The 24,276-nt window shown below is 40.8% G+C and carries 14 protein-coding genes and 9 tRNA genes; 9 read left to right on the forward strand and 14 right to left on the reverse strand.

Annotated features, from left to right (window positions below; all coding sequences use genetic code 11):
- Positions 1-299 precede the first annotated feature (299 nt).
- The 3 genes from HHO47_RS01610 to HHO47_RS01620 all read right to left on the reverse strand — a co-directional run bounded on the left by HHO47_RS01610 (position 300) and on the right by HHO47_RS01620 (position 799).
- Positions 300-375, reverse strand: a tRNA-Glu gene (locus HHO47_RS01610).
- Positions 376-608: 233 nt separating this feature from the next.
- Positions 609-684, reverse strand: a tRNA-Glu gene (locus tag HHO47_RS01615).
- A 39-nt stretch (positions 685-723) separates the two neighbouring features.
- A tRNA-Ala gene (locus HHO47_RS01620) sits at positions 724-799 on the reverse strand.
- A 601-nt stretch (positions 800-1,400) separates the two neighbouring features.
- Between HHO47_RS01620 and HHO47_RS01625 the strand changes: the two genes are divergently transcribed.
- The 7 genes from HHO47_RS01625 to HHO47_RS01655 all read left to right on the forward strand — a co-directional run bounded on the left by HHO47_RS01625 (position 1,401) and on the right by HHO47_RS01655 (position 4,392).
- Positions 1,401-1,476, forward strand: a tRNA-Val gene (locus HHO47_RS01625).
- A 170-nt stretch (positions 1,477-1,646) separates the two neighbouring features.
- A tRNA-Val gene (locus tag HHO47_RS01630) sits at positions 1,647-1,722 on the forward strand.
- A 126-nt stretch (positions 1,723-1,848) separates the two neighbouring features.
- A tRNA-Val gene (locus HHO47_RS01635) sits at positions 1,849-1,924 on the forward strand.
- Positions 1,925-2,043: 119 nt separating this feature from the next.
- Positions 2,044-2,119 (forward strand) — tRNA-Val (locus HHO47_RS01640).
- A gap of 42 nt (positions 2,120-2,161) precedes the next feature.
- A tRNA-Val gene (locus HHO47_RS01645) sits at positions 2,162-2,237 on the forward strand.
- 124 nt (positions 2,238-2,361) lie between these two features.
- A tRNA-Val gene (locus HHO47_RS01650) sits at positions 2,362-2,437 on the forward strand.
- Between the two features lie 293 nt (positions 2,438-2,730).
- Positions 2,731-4,392: a tetratricopeptide repeat-containing response regulator gene (locus HHO47_RS01655; RefSeq protein WP_169018272.1), complete on the forward strand. Its 1,662-nt coding sequence runs from the start codon at positions 2,731-2,733 to the stop codon at positions 4,390-4,392.
- A gap of 153 nt (positions 4,393-4,545) precedes the next feature.
- Here the strand turns inward: HHO47_RS01655 and msrB are convergent, their stop codons facing one another.
- The 9 genes from msrB to HHO47_RS01700 form a co-directional block, all read right to left on the reverse strand.
- Positions 4,546-4,986 carry a peptide-methionine (R)-S-oxide reductase MsrB gene (gene msrB, locus HHO47_RS01660; protein ID WP_169018275.1) on the reverse strand — a complete coding sequence of 147 codons (441 nt, stop codon included), beginning with the start codon at positions 4,984-4,986 and terminating at the stop codon, positions 4,546-4,548.
- A gap of 8 nt (positions 4,987-4,994) precedes the next feature.
- The gene (locus tag HHO47_RS01665; RefSeq protein ID WP_169018276.1) at positions 4,995-5,504 is read right to left on the reverse strand and encodes a peptide-methionine (S)-S-oxide reductase; all 510 of its coding nucleotides are present in this window, start codon (positions 5,502-5,504) and stop codon (positions 4,995-4,997) included.
- Between the two features lie 112 nt (positions 5,505-5,616).
- A complete protein-coding gene (locus HHO47_RS01670) occupies positions 5,617-6,120 on the reverse strand; it encodes a DUF2919 domain-containing protein (RefSeq protein ID WP_169018278.1) in 504 nt (167 codons plus the stop codon).
- Positions 6,117-6,461 (reverse strand): DUF3392 family protein, encoded by a 345-nt coding sequence (locus HHO47_RS01675; protein ID WP_169018280.1) that lies wholly within the window; start codon positions 6,459-6,461, stop codon positions 6,117-6,119. Before HHO47_RS01675 ends, HHO47_RS01670 begins: the two co-directional genes overlap by 4 nt.
- Positions 6,454-8,475, reverse strand: a complete 2,022-nt coding sequence (ligA, locus tag HHO47_RS01680) for an NAD-dependent DNA ligase LigA (protein ID WP_169018282.1) — start codon at positions 8,473-8,475, stop codon at positions 6,454-6,456. The genes HHO47_RS01675 and ligA overlap by 8 nt, the downstream gene beginning before the upstream one ends.
- An 89-nt stretch (positions 8,476-8,564) precedes the next feature.
- Complete coding sequence (zipA, locus tag HHO47_RS01685) at positions 8,565-9,317, reverse strand: cell division protein ZipA (protein ID WP_169018284.1); 753 nt, start codon at positions 9,315-9,317, stop codon at positions 8,565-8,567.
- 40 nt (positions 9,318-9,357) lie between these two features.
- Positions 9,358-12,753, reverse strand: a complete 3,396-nt coding sequence (locus HHO47_RS01690) for a chromosome segregation SMC family protein (RefSeq protein WP_169018286.1) — start codon at positions 12,751-12,753, stop codon at positions 9,358-9,360.
- An 80-nt stretch (positions 12,754-12,833) separates the two neighbouring features.
- Positions 12,834-13,565, reverse strand: coding sequence for an RNA methyltransferase (locus HHO47_RS01695; protein WP_169018287.1), 732 nt, complete (start codon positions 13,563-13,565; stop codon positions 12,834-12,836).
- Positions 13,566-13,727: 162 nt separating this feature from the next.
- Complete coding sequence (locus HHO47_RS01700; protein ID WP_169018289.1) at positions 13,728-17,738, reverse strand: rhombosortase-dependent M36 family metallopeptidase; 4,011 nt, start codon at positions 17,736-17,738, stop codon at positions 13,728-13,730.
- A 123-nt stretch (positions 17,739-17,861) separates the two neighbouring features.
- Between HHO47_RS01700 and HHO47_RS01705 the strand changes: the two genes are divergently transcribed.
- Positions 17,862-18,362, forward strand: a complete 501-nt coding sequence (locus tag HHO47_RS01705; RefSeq protein ID WP_169018291.1) for a hypothetical protein — start codon at positions 17,862-17,864, stop codon at positions 18,360-18,362.
- Here HHO47_RS01705 and HHO47_RS01710 read toward each other — a convergent pair whose 3' ends face one another.
- Both HHO47_RS01710 and HHO47_RS01715 read right to left on the reverse strand, forming a co-directional pair.
- Positions 18,363-19,061 carry a M15 family metallopeptidase gene (locus HHO47_RS01710; protein ID WP_169018293.1) on the reverse strand — a complete coding sequence of 233 codons (699 nt, stop codon included), beginning with the start codon at positions 19,059-19,061 and terminating at the stop codon, positions 18,363-18,365. It abuts the gene before it with no gap.
- Between the two features lie 149 nt (positions 19,062-19,210).
- Positions 19,211-22,072: an FAD-binding and (Fe-S)-binding domain-containing protein gene (locus HHO47_RS01715; RefSeq protein WP_169018295.1), complete on the reverse strand. Its 2,862-nt coding sequence runs from the start codon at positions 22,070-22,072 to the stop codon at positions 19,211-19,213.
- Positions 22,073-22,442: 370 nt separating this feature from the next.
- On the opposite strand from HHO47_RS01715, the gene HHO47_RS01720 reads away from it, so the two are divergent.
- A complete protein-coding gene (locus tag HHO47_RS01720; protein ID WP_169018669.1) occupies positions 22,443-24,260 on the forward strand; it encodes a glycoside hydrolase family 3 protein in 1,818 nt (605 codons plus the stop codon).
- The last annotated feature ends 16 nt before the right edge of the window (positions 24,261-24,276 follow it).

Raw genomic sequence — 24,276 nt, forward strand, 5'->3', positions numbered from 1 at the left:
AAGGGCGGTGTCCTAGGCCTCTAGACGATGGGGACGCAGAAATTGCTTTGCAAATCACTGACTTGCTATTTCTGTATAAGATGAGCCGAGCCTATGAGACTATGGCATTATCTTTTCAGAAACATTTTCTGTGTCACTAGGACAACTGAATAGTTAGACTCGATTCAAGCGAGTTTTCTTAATAACACTGCTTTATGCATTACTTAAACTAAGTGGCGCCCCCAAGAGATTAGTACTCTTGTTAACGTCGTGCATAGAGAGTGCGGTGTCACACTGCTTTATGCATTACTTAAACTAAGTGGCGTCCCCAAGGGGATTCGAACCCCTGTTACCGCCGTGAAAGGGCGGTGTCCTAGGCCTCTAGACGATGGGGACGCAGAAATTGCTTTGCAAATCACTGACTTGCTATTTCTGTATAAGATGAGCCGAGCCTATGAGACTATGGCATTATCTTTTCAGAAACATTTCCTGTGTCACTAGGACAATTGATTAGTTATACTCACATCCTGAGCTTATTAAGGTAATTGCGATTTACTACAAATTAAGACTCGAGCTTAATTTGTTCGCTATTTTCTCGGTTAACCCGCCCTTATCTAACTAAAGTTAAGTGGCGTCCCCAAGGGGATTCGAACCCCTGTTACCGCCGTGAAAGGGCGGTGTCCTAGGCCTCTAGACGATGGGGACACAGAAAACTGCTACCCTAGGACAAGCACTTTAATAAATTGGTGGAGCTATGCGGGATCGAACCGCAGACCTCTTCACTGCCAGCGAAGCGCTCTCCCAGCTGAGCTATAGCCCCAACTCATTTTGCTAAACACTTGCGCAGTTAAACCGTGCTGTGTATCGCTGAGTGCGGGGCGCATTCTATGCAGCCACTAAAATAATGTCAACATTTTTTTCAGTAACTTTCTTTAAACGGTTTAATTTTCAACAAACTGAATAATGAATAAACCGAGGCGCTCAAAATACATGCAAGACAGCTGTTTCAAAACAAAAATTAGGATTGAAAGGCGTACAATCTAGATTAACTGAGGTGAAACACACTCCAAAACATCAAAACAATAGGGTATACATTTATATGCAAAATAAAGTCGGAGTATTTTCTTGTTTTTCATAACAGCGTTTTCATCACCAAATAAAACGAATTTAAGATGAGCAGTAAGTAATTAACTTTAACGCCCCCGCTCTATTGTTAGTTATTAGAGCCTGTTGACCTTTCAGGGTAAAACTCGAAGAAGGTTTAAAGTAAGTGAATTGACTATAAAACAATCTCAATCTTACTTCATTGATTATAAAACCTGCATCTAAAACATTTTTCCTCATTCAAGTGTTGACACATTTACAACTCTATCTATAATAGCGCCCCACAACAACGCAGTAATGAGTTGTTGTTTAGATGTGGGTGATTAGCTCAGTTGGGAGAGCATCGCCCTTACAAGGCGAGGGTCACTGGTTCAAGTCCAGTATCACCCACCACATATAAAACCTGTTATTATATTAATAGTCGCGTTTTAAAATTGTAATATGGGTCACAAGCTCAGTTACAAGAAAAGAGACCATCACCGCTATTTACAAGTAACGGCGAAGTTCACTGGTTCAAGTCCAGTACTATTTATTTTAATAGTTACGTTTTAAAATTGTAATATGGGTCGTTAGCTCAGTTGGGAGAGCATCGCCCTTACAAGGCGAGGGTCACTGGTTCAAGTCCAGTACGACCCACCATTCCTAGAATGGTGCATATTACAAGATCTCTAAATGAGTGATTAGCTCAGTTGGGGAAAAGAGAACATCACCATTTTTTAAAAAGTGGTGACGCTCACTGGTTAAAGTCCAGTAATATTTTAATATGGGTCGTTAGCTCAGTTGGGAGAGCATCGCCCTTACAAGGCGAGGGTCACTGGTTCAAGTCCAGTACGACCCACCATTCTTAGAATGGTGCATATTAAAAAAAAGAGAACATCACCACTATCATAATAAATGGCGAGGTTCACTGGTTAAAGTCCAGTACTATTTATCTAATAGTAGCGCTGTAAACTTGCATGCGGGTCGTTAGCTCAGTTGGGAGAGCATCGCCCTTACAAGGCGAGGGTCACTGGTTCAAGTCCAGTACGACCCACCATTTATCAAATGGTTATCGTAAAGTTTAGTAATTGATTATTTGGGGTCGTTAGCTCAGTTGGGAGAGCATCGCCCTTACAAGGCGAGGGTCACTGGTTCAAGTCCAGTACGACCCACCATATAATCTAAAATATAATTGTGGGAGAGCATCCCCCCCTTTTAACAAAAGGTAAGGGTAACTGCTAAAATCCAGTATGAACCACCATTCTTAAAATGGTGAGTATAGAATGTAAATTTATATGTGGGTGATTAGCTCAGTTGGGAGAGCATCGCCCTTACAAGGCGAGGGTCACTGGTTCAAGTCCAGTATCACCCACCACATATAAAACTCTCAATCAAACCTTACGTTATATTCTTTAATGGATAATTATACTAATCACATTTAATTGATGATCTAATTAAGTTTAAAAAGCATCAACCAAGGTGTGTAACAAGCCTAGGCTCTCCTACCAATATAAAAATCCTCAAGCAATAACTGGCGCTATAATTGAGCTGCTTGAAAACCCATAACTGATCAATAAAAGAAGTCTGCGGTTTTAAATTTTAAATTCCCTTGTCAGCGACTAGACTGTTTATTATAGTCTCTGATTCGTTAATGTGGTCACAAGTCTAATGCCAGCAAAGATTTTTTCTAATGCAAAAATACTTATAGTGGAAGAGCAACCGCTTGCTCAAAGCTATATGAAACAGTCGCTCGAAAAACTTGGCTTTCGACAGCTGCGCTTTGCTGAACATGCAAATTCAGCGAAAGAGCAGTGCACCAGCGAACAGTTTGATCTGATTGTTTGCTCTTTTAATTTGAGTAAGCACCAAGATGGCTATCAGCTATATGAAGAGTTACGCGTTAAACGTTTAATAAAAAATTCTACTGGCTTCATTTTTATTTCAGCTGAAACCAGTGGTTCTCTGGTACACAGCGTACTTGAATTACAACCCGATGATTTTTTAGTCAAGCCATTCACTATATATGATCTGAAAACACGTATTGAGCGTATTTTACTGCGTAAAAATAATTTACAAACAATCTATAATTTCATCGACGATGGTAATGATTCTAAAGCACTTAAAGCAATCAACAGTGCGCTTGATAAAAAAGGTAATGCGTATAGTGCAATATTATTACGTTTGAAAGGTGATGCCCTACTTCGCTTAAAACGAGCAGATACAGCAAAAGCATTCTTTAAATCAGTGCTTGATATTCAAAAATTCACATGGGCAAAGGTAGGTTTAGTTGAAGCATTAATTGCGAATAACGAGCATATTCTTGCGCAAAGAATGCTAAAAACGATGCTGCTACGCCATGAAACACGATTAGTCGCACTCGATTTACTTGGTAAGCTGGAGATTAAATTAAACCAATTTGAATTAGCGCAAAGTTTTTTAAGCCAGGCCGTTGATATAGCTCCACGCAATATCGAGCGCCAAAAATCACTTAGCCATGTATCTCTGATCAATCATGATTATGAGAAAAATTACCTAACACAAAAAGACATCGCCAACTTTGCCAAACATTCGATTCACGATCACCCTGACGTATATTTAAATGCTGTACGGGCGGGTATTGATTTTGCATTAACAACAGATCAAAGCGATCAGATTCAACGTATTTCAAGACAAACCAATAAATACTTAGCTGATTTAAAAAGCCAATTTCCAAATAGTCACAATCAGGCACAAATAGATGTTTTAAATGCCCGCTTACACTATTTGAAAGATGAGCATCAAAAAGCAAAAATGTTGATTGAGCAGCTCGACGATGACGATAGCCACATTCGCTCTGTAGACGGCGCACTTGATAAAGCAAAGGCATTTCATGAACTGGGTTTTTACCACAAAGCACAGTCATTATTTAACCAAATTATTAGTCATTGTGAACGTCATCCAACGGTGAGTGATGCTGTTTATTTACGTTATATTCAACAACAACAAAGTGAACGCCGTGATATAAAAATGGGCCCCAAAGAGCTCAATAACCATGCTGTTACACAGTTTAATCGTGGCCAATTAAATACCGCTCTTGAAGCATTCACACAAGCATTTAGAGTCATGCCTCGCAATCCTAGTATTGCTTTAAATTTATTGCAGTGTCTATTTGATAGTTCCAAGCAAAATGGCCAAACCTTAAACCTAATGATGGCAAAAAAATGCTATGTGTTACTCAGTGCGACAACATTGGATAACGAGCAGCAACAACGCTTTAATAAATTAGTACAACAAGCCACGAGTATGGGGCTAACGCTTGCTAATCTAGAAGAGCCTGGCAAAACCAAATAGAATAAATAGTTTTGATGAGAGGTTGTTTATAATAATGGGGAACACGAAATATCGCTGATAAGTGGTGATATGACTTTTAAAATTCGGCCTTACTGAACTCCTATAATATAAATTCAGTAAGGCATTGGTTATTGTCAATTACGAGCTAATAAATTACACCTTCTGCAATGAGACCGCGTTTATACAATAACGCAGACCACTTGGCATTGGCCCATCTGGGAATACATGACCTAAGTGAGCATCACATACATTACACACAGTTTCTATTCTTTGCATACCATGGGTCTTATCAGCATTGTAAGCAATCGAGTTTAGTTGCGCGGGTTGAGTAAATGATGGCCAACCAGTGCCGCTATCAAACTTTTCATCGCCATCAAATAGTAAGTTTTCACAACATACACAAGCATACTTACCTGGTTCAAACAACGTACAACTGTCTGAACTATGCGGGCGCTCTGTGCCTTTATTACGCGTCACATAAAAGGCTTCTTCGGTTAATTGTTCACGCCATTGCTGCTCGGTTTTTACTACTTTACGGCTCGGCTCTGGATTACCTTTATTGGCAAAGTTTAAAATATCATTCCAATTCAACATAACTGACCTCATTGACTAAGATGGGTTAATTTACTGCTATCCACATTATCATGGTATCGCGTTAATAACATTGTGAGTTTTGGGTTTATCCGTACCTCACAAAATGGTTTGTTAGGATTTGAAAAATAGTAATTTTGATACTGGCTCGGTGAATGTTTAAACTCCCCTGCCAGTAAAACGTGTGTAATTAATGGCTTGTTGTAATCTGCTTGCTTTAAATTTAACGCGTGCTGTGCAGCTTCACTTTGCGTGCTCGTATAAACATAAATTGCAGAACGATACTTCTCGCGCATGCTATGTTCACTCGTCGCACTGTGAGTATCGATATGGATTGCAATTAAATCAGTTAAGCTTATTTTATGAGGATCAAAGCGCAATCGGATCGCTTCACTAAATTGGCTGCTGTTATCTGAGCTTTTAAACCAACCTTGGTCAACACTCTCAACACCTTTTAATGAACTGAAAATAGCTTCGGTGCACCAATGGCAGCTTCCACCTAAACCGATCTGTTGTTTCATGATACCTCCAAAAGCAACGACTAACTTGATGTGTTTAGGTATATACCACTGTTTTAAGGATTTTATTTCATTATATCAAAATAGGTTGATTTTACGCATCATGATTTCCCTCTTATTTACTTGCGTTTTTATTATCAAGCTCTGGATCTGGCCAGTCATTAAAAAACACCGTTAAATAACGACTTTTTGCTAAATATAATAACACCCACAATACCATCACCATTTGCAGTGCTAAAAACATCGAAAATTGATAATAACTATGGGCGGCTTGAATAATTAGCCAGCTTAAATCTATCGCTGCACATGCCAATAATGGCCAACGCATAAATCGCCACACTCGCGCTAACCATGCGCCACTGTCTGCGCTTTTTTGTGGCCTGCGCAAACAAAAAATTACGGCAGGAATAATGGCTATTGCACCAATAGCCAACGCACTGAAAAAGTCAGCTTTAGATCTAAACACCAATGACATTAAATCAAGCTCAGGTCGCCTGCTAAGTGCCGCAATGATCCAAATAAAGTACGCTCGCAGTAATACCAATAAACTCAAATGAAACGCAATTGGAGTGCGATAGGTGCCATATTTGTCCCAATACTCTGGTCCGTAACGCTTCATAACTGATTTTTCCTCTCGGCTGCTACGCCAAGTAAGATGAATGCAGCCACGGCTGTAACACCTAACCAGCGCACACCAAAGAACATCAGTAACTGGCTTAGTAATGGAGTGAAAAATACTACTAACAAGCCAAAACCAAACCCGGTTACCAGTACAAATGCACACACTCTGAGTATAAAGTGACGCCTTGCTACAAAGCGTTTCGTGGTTTTGATAATCTCATTTGCATACAAAGACACCAAACACACTACCAGTAACAATGCGATATTATATAAGTAAGGCTTTAGCCACTGACCAAAGGTCAGTGCTAAATCCTGAAAAAGCGTAATAATGCTACCCATTATGTTGCGCCAGTAATGCAATTAAATCATCTTCGGTCAGTATTTCAATGCCTAAATCTTGTGCTTTCGTGAGCTTAGAACCGGCTTTTTCACCCGCTATTAACGCATCGGTTTTAGCTGATACACTACCTGACACTTTCGCCCCCAACTGCTGCAAGCGTGCTTTTGCATCATTTCGATTAAGCTCATTCAAAGTTCCTGTTAACACATAGGTTAAGCCTGCTAACGGTTGTGAGTCTTCACTTGGCGGCGTCAGTTCTGGCCAATGAATACCCTGCTCCAGCAAGGCAGTTACTACATCTAAGTTGTGTTGCTCAGCAAAAAAACCACGCACATGCTTGGCTACAATTTCCCCAACATCACTAATTTCGACTAACGCTTCAGTTGTTGCCGCAGTTACTTTATCTAGCGTTAAAAAGTGATTAGCTAAATTTTGCGCCGTCGCTTCACCGACTTCACGAATACCTAATGAGTATAAAAACTTAGCCAACGTCGTTTGTTTTGCATCATCAAGTGCAACTACTAGGTTTTTCGCCGATTTTGGCCCCATGCGCTCAAGCGATTCAAAATGTCCTTGTTTAAGTATGAATAAGTCTGCTGGCGTTTTAATGAGCTCTCGGTCCACCAGCTGTTCAACAATTTTATCGCCAAGACCATCGATATCGAGTGCTTTTCGTGAAGCAAAGTGTTTGATCGCTTCTTTACGCTGTGCTTGGCATACCAAACCGCCTGTACAACGCGCTACGGCTTCGCCTTCAATGCGCTCAACATGAGAGTCACAAATTGGACACGTAGCTGGAAACTCAATCTCTTTGGCATCAGTTGGACGACGCTCTAACACCACTTGGGTTATTTGTGGGATCACATCACCAGCACGGCGAATGATCACAGTATCACCAATTTTAACACTTAATCGGTCAATTTCATCACGATTGTGTAACGTTGCATTTGAAACCGTGACACCACCAACAAATACTGGCTCTAAACGAGCCACTGGGGTAATTGCGCCAGTGCGCCCTACCTGAAACTCAACATCCAGTAGCTGAGTAATTTCTTCTTGCGCAGGAAACTTATAGGCAATGGCCCAGCGCGGCGCACGCGCTACAAAACCTAACCGCTCTTGTAGCGCTTTGTTGTTTATTTTTATTACAACGCCATCAATCTCATATTTAAGGCTGCTGCGGCGCTCAAGAATATCGTGATAATAATCAAGTGCCGCTTGTTGGCCTTCGACTAATTTTGTTTCCGGGCAAAGTGGTAAGCCCCAGTCAGTTAGCTTAGCCAATTGCTGGTAATGATCACTTGGTAATTCACCATTTGTCACAACACCAATACTGTAGGCATAAAACATCAAAGGTCGCTTGGCGGTGATTTTTGAATCGAGTTGACGCAAGCTGCCTGCGGCTGCATTACGTGGATTTACAAATACTTTGTCGCCACGCTTTTCGGCTTCAGCATTAAGTTTGTCAAATCCGGCGCTATCCATGAACACTTCACCACGAATTTCAATTTCATCAGGAAAATCATTGCCACGTAATTTAAGCGGTATATTACGAATCGTTTTCACGTTAGCGGTAATATTTTCGCCGGTGTGCCCGTCGCCACGTGTTGCCGCCTGCACTAATACACCATTACGGTATAAAATCGACACCGCTAAACCATCAAGTTTTGGTTCACAGCAAAAGGTCAGCTCATTGTTATCCATCAAACGTTCTTTAATACGGCGATTAAAAGCGCTGAACTCTTCTTCACTAAAAGCGTTATCAAGTGACAACATCGGCACTTGATGAGTGACTTGCTCAAACTTAGCCAGCGGCGCACCACCTACTTTCTGGGTTGGTGAATCAGTACTCAAGTACTCAGGATTTGCTACCTCAAGCGCACTTAATTGTTGTAATAAACGATCATACTCAGCATCAGGAATACTTGGTTTATCAAGTACATAATAACTATGATTGTGATCTTCTAACTGCTGACGAAGTTGCGTTATTTGCGCTAACACTAAAGTGGACATACTGACCTCAAAAAACATAAAAAAGCCACTTAAACGAGTTATCGCCAAGTGGCTTATAAAATTCTTAATTAACTGTATATTGCAGGTGATTAAGCTGAAAAGCGTCTCACTTTTTCAACATAATTGCGCACACTATCAACGGTCATTTCTTCACGTTGTGAGTCTAAAATAACAGCGCCAAATTCATCTGCTAACTTTTTAGCCGCACTGTGCAACATATTAAATGCAGCAAGCCCGTCACCATCACACGGTAAGGTCATAAACAAGCTAATTCCAGCGGTGCTAAATTGTTCCATATTATCTATATCAAAAGTACCAGGGTTATACATATTTACTAACCGAAACAGCACAGGGCCTAGTCCTGCTGGGTCTAAATGGCGATTAAAAAAGCCTTCTTCAGAGTACTTAAAACCAAGTGTGTTTACAGCTGGCAATAATTTGCTGCCTTCCATATTCAAGCCTTCAGGCATTTGAATATGCACAATAATAAAATCACTTGCAGCCGGTTGCTCTGGTTCATCCTCTACGCTTGCCTCTGTTGTAGTAGTTACATCATCAACCTCAGCGGCAGGTTCGTCATCTGACGCTGCAAAAGAGTGTGGTTGCTTTTCATCAGCACTGAAGCTTAAATCCCCAAACTGCGGTTCATCACGCTCAGTATGAGATGCTGGCTCGGCTACGCTTTGACGCTCAGTAGGCGCTTGATCTGCAGGCTCAACACGCTCATCATTAGTCGCAACAGGTGCATCTTTTTTACGCACTGACCATAGGCCATGTATTAATAATCCACCAATGACAATTACACTGATAATGATTAAAACCCATCTTAATTGTTCGGCCATCCCCTCACCTTTTATTATTTATCTACTCAAATATTAATATTTATGCATGTGCCATTTGCACCGCTTGTTCAATATCAACAGCGACCACACGCGAAACGCCCGGTTCAGCCATTGTTACACCCGTCAACCTGCCAGCCATTTCCATGGCAATTTTATTATGACTGATATAAATAAATTGCACCGATTGTGACATTTCTTCCACTAATCGGCAAAATCGCCCAACATTCGCATCATCAAGTGGTGCATCAACTTCATCCAGCATACAGAACGGAGCTGGATTGAGCCTGAATATTGAAAATACCAATGATAATGCGGTCAGCGCTTTTTCTCCACCACTTAAAAGGTGAATTGTTGAATTTTTCTTGCCCGGTGGGCGTGCCATTATACTAACACCACTTTCCAGTAAGTCATCACTGGTTAATTCAAGATATGCACTGCCGCCGCCAAATACTTTAGGAAATAACTGGCCAAAATCGTGATTTACTTGATCAAAAGTTGTTTTAAAGCGCGTTTTGGTTTCGCGATCAATTTTTCCAATTGCACCTTCAAGTGTCGTCAATGCTTTGCTTAAATCCTCGACTTGACGATCTAAATACTGGCTGCGCTGCTGCGCTTGTTCAAACTCATCAATCGCCGCTAAATTTACCGCGCCCAAGTCACTTAAACTTTGTCCTACTTTATTAAGTTGTCCTTGATAAGTGTTTATATAGGCGTTTTCAGGGAGCTGTGCCAATACTTCTTTCAAGTTTTGCTGTAACTCAACCAGTGGTTCAAGAGCCGTCTGGGCTTTAATTAATAAGCTCTGTTCTTCGAGGGCAAGTTGTTGTAATTGTTCTTGTAAAAGCACCAGCTCCCCCTGTGACGCTTTAAGCATTGTTTGTTTATCTATAAGAGCTGTTTTAGCCTCCGTCAATTCACTTTTCAACTTATTGATTTTAATGTCATTTTGTTGATTTTTCTCCAGTAATAATATTATTTTCTCTGCGACCTCTTCTAATGGGATCACCAACTCTTCAATTTGCGCGGTTAACTCACTGACAGCTTCACTGGCTGTTTCGCTGGCGGTCATTGCATGTTGTAATTTAGTGTCACTGAGTTGGCATTCACTGCGCGCTTTTTGCTCACTTAGCGTCGCCTGATGGGCAAGCGTTTTATACTGTTCAAGCTGAGCGTTTGCCTGTTTATATTGCTCATCAGTGTGTTGCTGCTGCACTTGAGCATCATTAAGCGCAACACTTATTTCATTACGCTGTTTTGCCACACTTGCCATATGTTGCTGTTGTTCAGTCACTTTATTCTCTATGCTCGTGTGTTCAACGTTTAACTGCTGTAGCTTTGCTTGTAATTTATGTTGTTGATTTTGAAACTGCTGTAATTGCTCTTTGAGCATATCGCGACGAGTACTGCCCGAGGCCACTTGTTGAGCAAGCTGATGTACCGCTGCTTTTAACTCTTCGCTTTGTGCCTTTAAGTGCTCACATACTTGCTGTTGTTCTGTAAGCTTATTACTTTGTATAGCTAGTTCGTCACTGAGTTGAGATGCTAACTGTGTTGCTTCGGCCAACTGTTTATGTTTGATCAGCAACGAATTTTCTGCACTTTTACTGGCTTGTTGATGCCAATTGCGACCCTGAATATTACCTTGGCGATCAATCACTGCAAGCCAATACTGATCCGCTAAATCATTACGATTAAAATCATTTTCATACTTAATACGATGTAATAAATCAGGATAAACCCCTTGCTCTATAAACACCGCTAATGAGCTTTTCGGTGCAGTGTCGGTAGTTGGCCATACTCCGTTAGGTGTTGCTGTAGATGTCACATTTAATTGTTCAAGTCCTTGCAATGCTTGTTCAACCACATGCTCAAATCCAGTACGTACAACTAACTGTGCCAAAACATCGCCACTCCCTTGCGCTGGAGTATCTGCGAGTATTGTCTTCAAGCCTGTTATTTTAGCTTTATTTTCATTTTGTTGTTGTACGAGTGTTTGCTGTGCATTTTGGCAGGTGCGTAACACGGTTTGAGCGTGTTGGACATTACTATTTACTTTGTTTAAAGCAGTTTGTTTTGCTGCTAATTCTTGCGTTAGTGACTGCATTAACTGCTGCTGCTGCGCTACTTGTTCAGCAATTGGATTTTCTGCCAGCTCTATTAATTCACTTTCTAATGCCGTTTGCTGGTTTTTAATGTAGTGCAAATTTTGCAGCTGTTGATCCACTCTATTTTGTTGCTTGCTATATTGTGTATTAATAGCCTGAAACTGTTCATTAACTCGTTGCCAATCAGTCGCACTGCGCTGCTTGGCACTTTGCAACTGTGTCACCGCATCGGCCATCTCAGTGACTTGCTCTGTACATATTAAAGTATGTTCGATTGCCTCTTGTAACGCATTTTGTAGCTCATCAGTGTGGTCTTTTTGCTGTTGTTGCAGCTGCTGATTTTGTAACTGCAACTGTTGTTGTTTGATCAGATTATGACTAAACGCCTGTTGTTGTTGTTTTAAGTTTATTTGCTGTTGCTCAGCACGAGTTAATTCAGTGTGCGTTCGGTGCTGAGCTTGCTGCGCATCATTGAGTTTTTCAAGTTGCAATTGCACTTGGCTTTCAAGGCTTGCTAATACATCGTCATGACCTAAATGAGCAGTTTTAAAAAAACTAATTTGCTCATTCAGCTTGGCCATTGTGTCGGCTTTCGTCACTTGTTGCTGATGTAGCTTTTGCCATTTTAAGACCGCAAGCTGCCCTTTTAAAGTGCGCTCTTGGGTTTTGAACTCGCGGTATTTTTTTGCTTCAACTGACTGTACTGCCAGTTTATCAACTTGTGCTTGTAGCTCTTGGCGAACATCGAGTAAGCGTTCAAGATTTTCGCGGGTACTTTTGATCCGGGTTTGCGTTTCACGACGGCGCTCTTTGTATTTTGAAACGCCAGCAGCTTCTTCTAAAAAAACCCGTAAATCTGCCGGTTTACTCTCAATTAAGCGCGAGATCATACCTTGCTCGATAATCGCATAACTACGCGGGCCAAGACCGGTGCCTAAAAATATATCGGTAATATCTCGTTTGCGGCATTTACTGCCATTGAGAAAATACAACGATTGCCCGTCACGAGTTACTAAACGTTTAATCGCCACTTGGTTTCGATCAGCAAAAGTATTCGGTAAGTGCCCTTGAGTATTATCGAAAATCAATTCAACCGACGCTTGAGAAATCGGTTTTCGATTGGTTGAGCCATTAAAAATAACATCGGTCATCGCATCGCCACGCAGATTTTTAGCCGAGCTTTCGCCAAGCACCCAACGCACAGCATCGATGACATTAGACTTGCCGCAGCCGTTTGGGCCAACGACACAGGTCATTTGATCTGGGAATGGAATTTTAGTGGGCTCTACAAAAGATTTAAAACCCGCTAATTTTATGGTGCTCAAACGCATCTAATTGGTTTACCGATTGTTATTGTTATAGCTTTAGTATTTAATTTAACCGCTCTTGGCGATAAAAGTAAGTACTGGTATTAAGCTTGGCGTTTAAAGTTATCTAAAATAATACCCGTTGCCATGGCTACATTGAGAGATTCTGCCCCCCCAAAAGCGGGGATGGTTATTTTATTAGTAACTAACGCGGCACAATCTTCACGAATCCCATGAGATTCACTGCCCATCAGTAATACACCTGATTGTGCTAATTGCGAGCGGTGCAGATTTTCACCTTCTAAGAATGCACCATAAATAGGCTGCGTAATTTGTGTCAAATATTCGGCTAAATTAACTTGGCTAACCGAAACGCGTACAAACGATCCCATTGTTGCACTAATTGTTTTTGGGTTATAAGGATCGGCGCTATCAAGGCTTGCTACTATATGTTGAATACCATACCAATCTGCAACGCGAATAATCGTACCTAAGTTACCCGGATCTGACACGCCATCGAGGGCTAAAATTAACCCTTCGGCTTCAGGCAAAGTAACTTTTGGCATATCAACGATCGCAATTGCCGCGTTGTTAGAAACTAAAGTACTTGCTTTAGTTAACACGCCTTCATCAGCTTCAATCATATTTACGTGAGTAAACTGCTGCTGGAACTGCGCAATAAAGGCTGCTGTCGCAAATATATCAATAATTGTTAAACCACTTGCCAATAACTCAAGTACGTTTTTTTCACCTTGCACAAGGTATTGATTATGTTGCTTTCGGTACTTTTTTTGACCTAATGCACGAATTAACTTGAGTTGGTTTTTTGAAATCATAACAGCCCCATAAAATGATGGGCACAGTATAGCAGATTTAACATCCAGTTCTGAACTTGAAAAAACCTCACAGGATCAATTAATACTTGCCCAAGCCAAACGATGTAAAAAGCCCTTACAGCTAACTGCAAGGGCTTTTCTTAATTATTACTCATATTATGATTAACGCTTACGGCGACGACCAAATATTGCTAATGGAGTAAGTAATAGCATCAAGAAGCCCAGACTACCGCTACTTGATTTCGATTTAGGCTTTTCAACCACAGATTCAGCTTCATTACCTACGGCAACCGTTACTTGCTCAGTAACCGATACCGTACCATCACTGACCGCAACTTCGAACACAACTTCTTCGTCGCTTGTGATTGCGCCAGGCGTAAAGCTAAGTACTGCAGTATCTGCATTAGATAGTGTTGCTGTTGTGCCGCTTACTTGTGTCCATATATAAGTAAGTTCATCTGCATTTCTATCTGTGGCTACAGCATTTAAAGTACTGCTTACTGATTCAGTGATACTTAACTCACCGGTAACAGTTACTACAGGAGCTGCGTTATCACATGCGACGACTGCATCGCCAGCAATTACTGCTGAGAAGATTGGCGTTGTTATATTGTTAAATTTAAGGTTATCAATCCACCACCCTAAATCACCAACAGCGCCATCTGATGAAAGTCGAAAGCGTAGTTTTGCTCTATTACCATTTAGTGCACTACCAAAATTAATTGTTTCATAGTTACCGTATACGTCATCCTGATTGATATTACTACCTGTAAACGTATCACGCTCTTGGATAGCTTGGGAGTCACTCTCAACTAGCGGACCATCGTAACCTCGATTAAATGTGCCCCCCATATCAGTCACATCAACCCAATTACCACCATTGACGCTAATTTCAACAACACCACCATCCCACTCGTCTTCAATACGATAAAAGTGCCAAAATGACACTGCAAAGTCACCAGCAAAGCCAATATCAAATCCTTTAGTTTCTATCGCTACATCTGATTGAAAATCGTTGTTCTGCAAGAACATCGTTTGCTCACCAAGCTCAAAACCAAAGCTGTTTAAAAAGGCAACATTATCATCAGCTACAATGCTTTGTGTACCTTTAGCTAAATCACCACCGAACATTACTCTTTCTTTTAGGTCAAATAATGATGCACTCGCTACTTCCATGTTATCCATAGTTTGCACGCCAACTAGCTGTTTTTCTTCAAAAGCCATATTGACCAAATAAGTAACTTTTTCAGTGGCAGCTTCGACAATTTCATCGTCAGCAGATAACTCGGGAAATGATACTTCAATTTCTAAGTTTTCAGCTATACCTGACTCATTTAAGGTAAACTTAATAGGTGAACTCGTTGTAGTCGAAAATGGCATTGTATCAGCAAATATAACTACACCATCATTTTCAAATGTCACATCATGACCACTGACTACAGTCAATTGAGCTTGCGTTTCAGTAAGTATTTTACTACCAGTATTTGTAATACTCACAGTTAATGTGGCCGTTTCTCCCTTATCGACAACGCCGTCATTTGAACAAAAGCCTAGCTCTGCACCATTGTAGTTAGCATCAATAGCCACACCTTTGAGGCTAAAGCTAGCCAACTCCGCCTTGTCAGATTCTACAACACCGGTTAGATTTTCACTAAAACGATCTGGCGCTACAGCTCCTAAGCCCATGCCGCGTTTAGCAAATGCACCTAAAATCAACTCATAATCTTTGCTATCAACAGCATATGCTGCTGCTAAAATCGCATCTCGTGCTTCAGTATATAAAGGCGCAATTGGTGTTAGTTTATAGCCAGCTACAAGGTAGTTAGCCATGCGATTTTGTGCATCTTCAAAACCATGTTCATTAATTAATGCTACATAACTTTCCCACAGCATAGTCGCCCAAATTTCACCTGCTGCATGTGGAGAGGCTACAATTGTTGGTGAAATGCCAACATCTGCCCCTGCATTTTCAGTAATGTGGCGGAATGAAAGTGGATTAATTGCTTTATTTGTAGAGTATGGTACACGGCGAATACCATTGTAGAAGTCTTCAACAAACGTGCCACTGCCGTATGCTTTTTGGAACTTGTCGTTACCTGCAATGTTGATATCATCCGCTTTTGCGATAAACATAAGTGAGTGGAAATCACCCCAGCCTTCACCCATTGCGCGGCCTTGAAAGTTAATTAAACCCGCAGAGTTACCAACTAAACGGTTACTAATATAGTGACCCCATTCATGCGCAATAATACCGTTATCTAGTGTGCCATCTTTTAACTTAGCATTATTGAACATATTAACGGTAACCGTATTACCTGCACTTATAGAGTCATACATCAGATGACCATCAGCAAAGTTAAGGCCCATATTAGGGATTAACACCGCATCATCTTCACCACCCATAGCCGCTGGCTCATCGGTGTCAGAAGCATTGTTTACGACAATTGCACCAATTGCACCCGCTTCTTGAGCATGTAAAACTTTTGCCGTGAAGTTGCACGAACCACGATCAACTAGGGCAATTTTTCCAGCTAACTCAACACCATTAGTTGCAGGTTCGCAGCCATCGAAAACACTATCTGAATCAATGTCATTACCATCAACCAAACGTACAACTTCAGCTGCAACATCAGCAAATTGGAATTGACCAAAACCCGAGACTTTAGAAGACTCAAGAACTCCAATAGTTGCATCAGAAGTTACGACCACACCAAAGTCTGTGCCTACTTTTGCGTCTTTACTACTATACAAATACATTTGCATACGTGGACTTGCACCATCGGCTGGTGTTGCCATATTAGCATTATCTAAACCGCTATTATCTTGTGCTTGAGCCTCAATTGGATCCCCTTCAATGCCACCGCGCTCATAGTTAGAGAGCTGAGCTACATTCGAAGTTTCATCAAAGCCATGATCATAGAAGAAGTCGTGCAAAAAGTTATTCATGTAGAATAAATTAACAATTGCCGCTTTGCGATTGTCGTAACTATTCGCGGCTTGATCAACTTGATAGGGGTAATCAAATGTAAAGTCTGAGGTTGTTTCAGCAGTGAAGTCACCTTCTGTGAAACCTTGTGGTGCTATCACGTCGGCATATGCAAATACGTTATTACCAGATGTAGTTGTAGCATCATCAGTAAGCCATGGATCCATGGTACTTAACTTACTGTAATAAGAAAGGCTCACTATCGGTGCATCAAGGATCTCAGTTTCATCTGTTTGATCAGGAGCATCAGCAGGAATAACATCACCATGTGGGCCTTCCCATGGGTAACCATCTGCATCAGCCCATACTCGGTAGTTAAAATCAGCAGCATGCGCTTTCAGATCTTTTTTGAAATATACTTTGCTATTTTTTGCACCAATAACATAGCTGAAATAGTCGCTTTCTAAATTATTCTTATCTGCAACTTCAACTTCAACATAATAAGCTGATTCAAGTTGACCATTAACCTCAAAGAATACTTTTTTAGCGCGCGGCTGGCCAAGTACAACCTTATCACCTCTTTGATTTGTTACACTGTATTTAACGTAATCGCCTTGTTCTGTTGATTTTGTAAGTGATACATTAATATCTGCTAGCTTTTTAATCGCTTGTTTAATGCTCTGCTCTGCACCAACAAAATCAGCTAGTGGGGCTAATGAACGTTTAATATTTGCACTTGTGTTAGCAAAATAGCCTGATCCTGCCACCAAGTTATGTTCCTTATCCATGATAAGGTTATATTCACGGTTAAAAACTTCAACGCCATGTACCTGTTGTTTATATTTAGCCGTTACAGAACCACTTTTTTGTTTAGATAAATCTGCAAGCACTGCATTTGACATACCTTTTTTACTAGCACTGAAACCAGTTAAAGCATTTAAATAAAAATCTGCAGCGTATGCATTTCTTTGTTCAGGCAAAATAACTGACATATTAGGTTTTGCTTGACCGACGGCTTGCCAAAGAAACGTTGCCTTGCCAATCTGAGCATCAAAAATTGAATCATGCCCCGATACCGTTCTACGTTCAGCTAATGCACGTTGCTGAGTTACTTGCGGATTAAATTGAACTTGAGGGCTAACGCTTGGCGCATTAAAAAATCGAGTTTGCTCAGTAGCCTGTACTTGAGTCGATGCCAAAATAGCCGTAACCATCGAAGCAACTATTGTTACTTTAAATTGATACATTAATAATCCTCTGTTGTTATAATTTTAATTTGGTTAACATTCATCACCAAGAACAATGTACACTAAGTGATGTTAACCGAAGAAAGCAAAATGTAAATAAAGGTAAATGAAGAGGTTTAAACAATGATAAATAACATTAAATTACAATTACTTATAATATCAATTGCACTAACAAGTGGATGTAATAAAAATGAAACGCCAGCTGGTAATGCCGAAAATAACATCAACTCTAATGATGAAAAAGCTCAAGAGGTGGCTTTGAAAACTCCACAAAAACTAAAAGATGTAGAAACAACACTTTTAGTTAGCAGTTCAATTAATAATAACGGGGAAAAAATTAGCTATAAAACGGATAAATTGCTCAAAGGAACAACTGTCCATAATCACACGACATCGGAGCAGGGAGTTGTCACTGGAGCCGTGTTTATCACGTTGAAAAGCGATGATATTCCGCTTGCACTCAAAAGTACCTATAACACAAAAAAAATTACAAAGCACACTTATCAATTCTTAGTCGATAAAAATACCGACTTGAAATCAACAATAAGTGACTTAAAGCAATATACCATTATTGATACTATTGAAATCGCTATTAATTATTCCCCCATTGAAGATCAGTTTTAATTACTCTACCACAAAATCAAAATAGGTATTCGGGTAGGCTTGTGGCTGATAGGTAAAGTGCCACCATTCCATTGCGTAAGGTGAAAACCCGGCGGCAAGCATAAGGTTTTTTAGTTTATACCTATTCGCTTGTTGTTCTTGCGTTATACGCGGGTCGTCAGTATTAGAAATGGTATCGAACATATCAAATAGTGAACCCATATTTAGCGCTTGATCTTTACTGTCAGTCAATGTCAAATCAATCGTTGAACCACGGCTGTGGCCTGATTTAGCTGCGATATAATCACCGAGTAACTGGTCTTTTCCTAAATTAGGATAATAAGCGGCTTTAGTTTTTGTGTCAGTTTCGTCGTTAACCCAACGCACAAAGTGGTCAACGGCACGTTGTGGTCGATAACAATCAAAAATTTTTAAATTATAGCCTGCTTGCTGCGCTTGTTTATGTGCCTGCTGCAACCCTTTTGCTGCCGTTTTATGTAATAAGCATTTAGGTGCGTTATAACCATCAACAGGTTGACCGACAAAGTTGTTAGCACTGTAATAACGAATATCAAATATCGCTGTAGGTATTACCGTCGCTATATCTACAAATTCGTCACGCTTGGTTTTAGTGGCTGGCTCATAGGCGTTAACAGCTGGAGTTACTAAGTAAATAGCACTGAGCAATGAAATTGATTTATATGTTAATTTAGTAAACATGACGCAACTCTATAGGTTAATAAATATTATGAGATCCCCTACCGCAGAAATATAAGTCATTATCAATCCTTAATTTAAAGTACGATATAAAGGTACAGGCATTTTAGCTAAAAGCAATTAATTACAGGCTTGTTTTTAGCTTTTCGTTGCTATTTTACTTGACTCACTTTATCTAATAAATACAGCACAGATTGGTAGCTAATACCGCTGTGCTGAGTTAAGCCAATTTCACAACTGCGGCTATTAGAAATACCGCTACTGCAATTTTGAGGTATTTGGTTACGCAGCGTTTTTAATGCATTTGCATTTAATTCTGGCAAGTTAAAGCCCTTATCGCCGGCAAAGCCACAACATTCAATATCAGCCGGAATAATCACTTCGTTACTGCATGCTTTAGCGACGGCAACAAGTTGTTGTTCACTGCCACGGCGTTTGCTACTACAGGTAACATGTAACATAACCGGCTCTGGTTGGGCTGTGATAGTCAGCTTAGGCAATAAATATTGATAAGCAAACTCAGCGCTTTCGAGTACTGTTAAACCGCGCTGTTGCGCTGCTTCATTGCTTGTTAATGCACATGGACTGGCGTCAAAAATAATCGGGTAACGACCATTTTCAGACATCTGCTGCGCGATATCGAGTAACTGCTCTGCTTTACTTTTTGCCTGTTCAGGTAAGCCTTTACTGGCAAAGGGCATGCCACAACATAGCTCATTGATTTGCATCGGCAGTAACAGTTCAATTCCCGCTTTAGTCGCGAGACTATGCATAACTTGCATAATTGAGCGGCGATCATCCGCTTGCTCATCAACAGCAAACACCCGGCTGGCACAACTGGGAAGATAAACCACTTTATCAGTCTGTTGTGCGTGTACTATGCTGTGATTAATTGGTTGCTCGCCCCTTGGCCACGCTGAATAATAAAGTGGAGTGCCAATCAGCTTATTAGCAGGTTTGGTTAAACTACGCAGTGCCTGTGCACCAATGATGTTTCGCACCATCGCCATGCTGGTTAAGCCAAAACGTGCTGTATTTGCTAATACCGCAAAATGTTTGACCGCAAAACTGGCTATGTGCGGCGCCAATTTCGCATTGCGTTGCTTTTTTGCCCTCAGGGATTTTATAAATTCGCCTGTGTTAATACCGACAGGGCATTTCATGCCACACAGCCCGGTTGCTGCACAGCTATCAATACCTAAATATTGAAAATCTTTTTCAATACTGCTGAGCTGACGATTAATGTGCTGTTTTTCGCTAATATCACGGGTGTTACTAAGTTGATTAACCAATTCAGTGCGACGTCGCCACAGCGTAATACGTTGGCGCGGCGTTAAAGTGAGTCCTTTTGATGGGCATACGGTTTCGCAAAAACCACACTCAATACATTTGTCGATTATATCGTCGCTGCTAGGTATGGTTTTTAAATGTTGAATATGGCAGTTTTCATCTGTATTGATGATCACTCCTGGGTTTAAAATATGGTCTGTATCAAACAATTGTTTAATACGCTGCATCACAGCAAAGCCATCAGTGCCCCATTCGGTTGCCACAAACGGCGCCATATTTCGCCCAGTACCATGCTCAGCTTTTAATGAGCCATTAAGTTCAACCGCCACCAGTTGCGACACGTCCCGCATAAAGTGCTCATAACGCGCTACTTGCGCTGGTGTATCGAACGCTTGGGTAAATACAAAATGCAAATTACCCGCTAAGGCATGGCCAAAAATAATCGCTTCATCGTAACTATATTTATCAAATAATTGATGCAGAGCTTTAATACCTTGAGCTAATACATCCAGCTCAAAAGCCACGTCTTCGATGATCACAGTAGTGCCATTTTCGCGCACTGCACCGACTGCCGGGAACGTACCTTTACGAATATTCCATAATGATGCATTGCGCTTAGCATTTGTTGAAAACGCCATAATCGCTAATTGATGGGCACTAAAATGTGCGACAAGCTGATCCACTTGTTGTTGTAAATTAACTAATTTGATTGCGTCTTCTGCACGTAATTCGATTAATAATGCTGCGCTATCTGCAGGGTAGTTATGCACATCTTTAGGCATGATGTCATGCTGCGCGACACACAGAAGCGAGCGCTTATCCAATAACTCAACCGCCGCTACATCAAGCGTTGCGAGTTGCTTTACTAATTCACAAACTTGGCTTATATCATCAAAAATAATAAACGCTGAGCTTTTATGAGCATGATCAATCACCGTGTGGTAAGTAATATCAGCAATAAACCCCAGCGTACCTTCAGAGCCAATCATTAAATGCTTAATGATCTCTATCGGATCAGTGTAATCAATTAGCGCGTTTAAACCATAACCCGTGGTATTTTTTAAGCGGTATTTATGAGCAATACGCTGTGCCAACTCAGGATTATTTGTAACCTGCTGGGCAAGCGCAGTGATATCGTTAATAAACGGTTGATGGCTGCGTAAAAATTCAGAACGGCTTTGCTCACTGCGTGTATCAAGCACTGTACCGTCAGCAAAGATTAAGGTCATGTCCTTTACTGTATGGTAACTATTTTGTGCCACGCCACAGCACATACCTGATGAATTGTTGGCCGCCATGCCAGCGATTTTACAACTATTGATTGAAGCGGGATCAGGGCCAATTTTACGGCCAAAAGGTGCAAGCACTGCATTAACTCGAGCACCAATAATAGCAGGCTCTAACCGAATAGCAGCGCCGTTATCTTCAATTTGATAACCAGACCAGCAATCACTAAGCAGCACTAGTACAGAGTCGGTAATTGCTTGGCCTGATAAACTAGTACCGGCGGCACGAAAAGTAATCGCAACTTTATATGTTGCAGCGGCACTGATGACCTGTTGCGCTTGTTGTTGATCAGCAACCAGTACGATTAATTGCGGCACTAAACGATAAAAGCTGGCATCAGTGCCAAAAGCATAACGCCTAGGGTAATCTTCAATAAACGCCGAGGCAGGCAGCTTATCACTGAGTTGTTGTTGAAATAGTGCCTGTGCTGTTGCCATTATTTGCCCCTTTGCGTGCTGTTAATTTATTCTCTTGGCGACCCACCAAATATTATGGAATATATTATTACTTGAAATAAAAGAGAATTACCATTAATAAAAGTCCGTCTAATATTATTTTTCATCTAAACAACTATTAAGCCTTAATATTTATGTAATTATCAGGCAAAAATGTGATTCGTCGGTGGTTTTTGCAGTTCTGAAAAAAAACCGTTAATGTGACAAAATATGTTGTATTTCAATCCAAAATGGCATTACCATCAGGAATAAAATATTCATAAATAAAATAAGCAATTCAGCTTTGGAGTCTACTGTGTTAAATAAGTTTGCCATATCATCAATTCTCTTTGGACTAGGGTGTTTATTACCAATGAAATCGACCTTTGCAGCGAGCAATTTAACCCTTGAGCAACAGCTTGGCCAAAAGCTGATGCTCGATTTCCGCTATTATTGTAAGCAAGACAGCGAGAACACACCAGAGCAAAAGTGCCGTAATGCAGTCACTGAATTACCTGCAGATTTAGCCAAGCTGATCACTAAACATAATATTGGTGGGGTAATTTTATTTGCTGAAAATATCGATAATATTGCACAAATCGTTAAATTAAATAATGCGATGCAACAAGCTGCGGCAAAGTCGAGCTTAGGCGCACCTTTATTTATTTCAATTGACCAAGAAGGCGGACGTGTTGCACGTATTCCTCGTGATATTGCCACTTCATTTACTGGTAATATGTCGATTGGCGCAAGTTATGCGGTTCACGACACCAAGTTTGCTACACAATCTGCACAAGTGATTGCTGATGAATTAAAAGCCATTGGTGTTAATGTTAACTATGCCCCAACCGTTGATGTAAACATGAACCCTGATAACCCTGTTATTAATGTGCGCTCATATGGTGAAGATCCAACACTTGTGAGTATTTTAGGTGGCGCACAAGTTGCTGGCTTGGAAGGTAATGGCGTAATTACCTCACTGAAACACTTTCCAGGCCATGGTGATACAAACGTTGATAGCCACACCGGCTTGCCAAAAGTAATGCACGATAAAGAAACTATCTGGGAAAAAGATTTACCTCCGTTTCAAACTATTATTAAAAAGCAAAACCCTGGCATGATCATGACTGCGCATATTCAGTACCCAGCACTGGATAGCAGCACATTTGTGAGTAAAGATGGCAAAACCATGATCAAACCTGCGACGATGTCGCATAAAATCATCAGCGAATTATTACGCGATGAAATGGGTTATCAAGGTGTGGTGATCACCGATGCGCTAGATATGGCTGGTATTAGCCACTTTTTCGAACCAATTGAAGCCGTTGTAAATACCTTTGCTGCCGGGGTTGATATTGCTCTGATGCCAATTGAAATTCGTAGTCCAAAAGATTTAGTCGTATTAGATAAACTGATCAGCCGCTTAGTGAGTGAAGTTGAAAAAGGTAATTTAAACGCTGACGAAGTCGCCATCTCTGCGCAACGAATCATCAATTTAAAAAGTAAATTTAAACTGACCACAGAGCTTAACGAATCGTTAGCAATGCAAAAAGCACACCTTATTTTAGGTGATGATAATCATCGCAAAGTCGAAGCTGAGCTGGCTCTTGCTGGCATTACCCAAGTTAAAAATGACCAGCATACCTTACCGATTAAACTGACGGCAAACAGTAAAATACATATCATCATGCCTGATACCCGCAAGTGTTTGGCGCTACAACAGGCGATTGCAGAAAATACTCAGCAACCGCTTGTATTTAGCTGCACCAGTTTACAAGGCTTTGAGCCCACTGCGACGTTAAAAGCAATCAATGAAGCGGATATCATCATCGCAGGCAATGCATCGCCAAATCAAAGCGCGGTAGAAATTGGCGGCATGGATGACCTGGCTGATAACCCTGTATTTGCAATTGCAAAATCGGCACAAGGCCCAGCACTTGAAAGACTACTTCAGCAAGCACAGCACGCTGATAAGAAAACCATTTTTGTTAGTTTAAGGGCACCATATGATATTGCCACATTCGGCCAATATGCGGATGCAATTCTAGCAACTTATGCGTATAACATAGATGTAGATAATAATGTTAAAGTGGCAGGGCCAGCTTTCACTGCTCTTGCAAAAGTACTAGTTGGTAAAAAACCAGCGCAAGGCACTTTGCCTGTTACCGTCCGTGGCATTAACAACAATTAAAAGTTTACGAGGATAC

Origin of the sequence: Pseudoalteromonas arctica, assembly GCF_012927645.1 — a bacterium.
Classification (GTDB): domain Bacteria; phylum Pseudomonadota; class Gammaproteobacteria; order Enterobacterales; family Alteromonadaceae; genus Pseudoalteromonas; species Pseudoalteromonas arctica_A.

Excerpts from the sequence above, each read along its gene's own strand:
- HHO47_RS01655 (WP_169018272.1), top strand. The coding sequence starts at position 2,731 with ATGCCAGCAAAGATTTTTTCTAATGCAAAAATACTTATAGTGGAAGAG.
- msrB (WP_169018275.1), bottom strand. The coding sequence starts at position 4,986 with ATGTTGAATTGGAATGATATTTTAAACTTTGCCAATAAAGGTAATCCA.
- HHO47_RS01665 (WP_169018276.1), bottom strand. The coding sequence starts at position 5,504 with ATGAAACAACAGATCGGTTTAGGTGGAAGCTGCCATTGGTGCACCGAA.
- HHO47_RS01670 (WP_169018278.1), bottom strand. The coding sequence starts at position 6,120 with ATGAAGCGTTACGGACCAGAGTATTGGGACAAATATGGCACCTATCGC.
- HHO47_RS01675 (WP_169018280.1), bottom strand. The coding sequence starts at position 6,461 with ATGGGTAGCATTATTACGCTTTTTCAGGATTTAGCACTGACCTTTGGT.
- ligA (WP_169018282.1), bottom strand. The coding sequence starts at position 8,475 with ATGTCCACTTTAGTGTTAGCGCAAATAACGCAACTTCGTCAGCAGTTA.
- zipA (WP_169018284.1), bottom strand. The coding sequence starts at position 9,317 with ATGGCCGAACAATTAAGATGGGTTTTAATCATTATCAGTGTAATTGTC.
- HHO47_RS01690 (WP_169018286.1), bottom strand. The coding sequence starts at position 12,753 with ATGCGTTTGAGCACCATAAAATTAGCGGGTTTTAAATCTTTTGTAGAG.
- HHO47_RS01695 (WP_169018287.1), bottom strand. The coding sequence starts at position 13,565 with ATGATTTCAAAAAACCAACTCAAGTTAATTCGTGCATTAGGTCAAAAA.
- HHO47_RS01700 (WP_169018289.1), bottom strand. The coding sequence starts at position 17,738 with ATGTATCAATTTAAAGTAACAATAGTTGCTTCGATGGTTACGGCTATT.
- HHO47_RS01705 (WP_169018291.1), top strand. The coding sequence starts at position 17,862 with ATGATAAATAACATTAAATTACAATTACTTATAATATCAATTGCACTA.
- HHO47_RS01710 (WP_169018293.1), bottom strand. The coding sequence starts at position 19,061 with ATGTTTACTAAATTAACATATAAATCAATTTCATTGCTCAGTGCTATT.
- HHO47_RS01715 (WP_169018295.1), bottom strand. The coding sequence starts at position 22,072 with ATGGCAACAGCACAGGCACTATTTCAACAACAACTCAGTGATAAGCTG.
- HHO47_RS01720 (WP_169018669.1), top strand. The coding sequence starts at position 22,443 with ATGAAATCGACCTTTGCAGCGAGCAATTTAACCCTTGAGCAACAGCTT.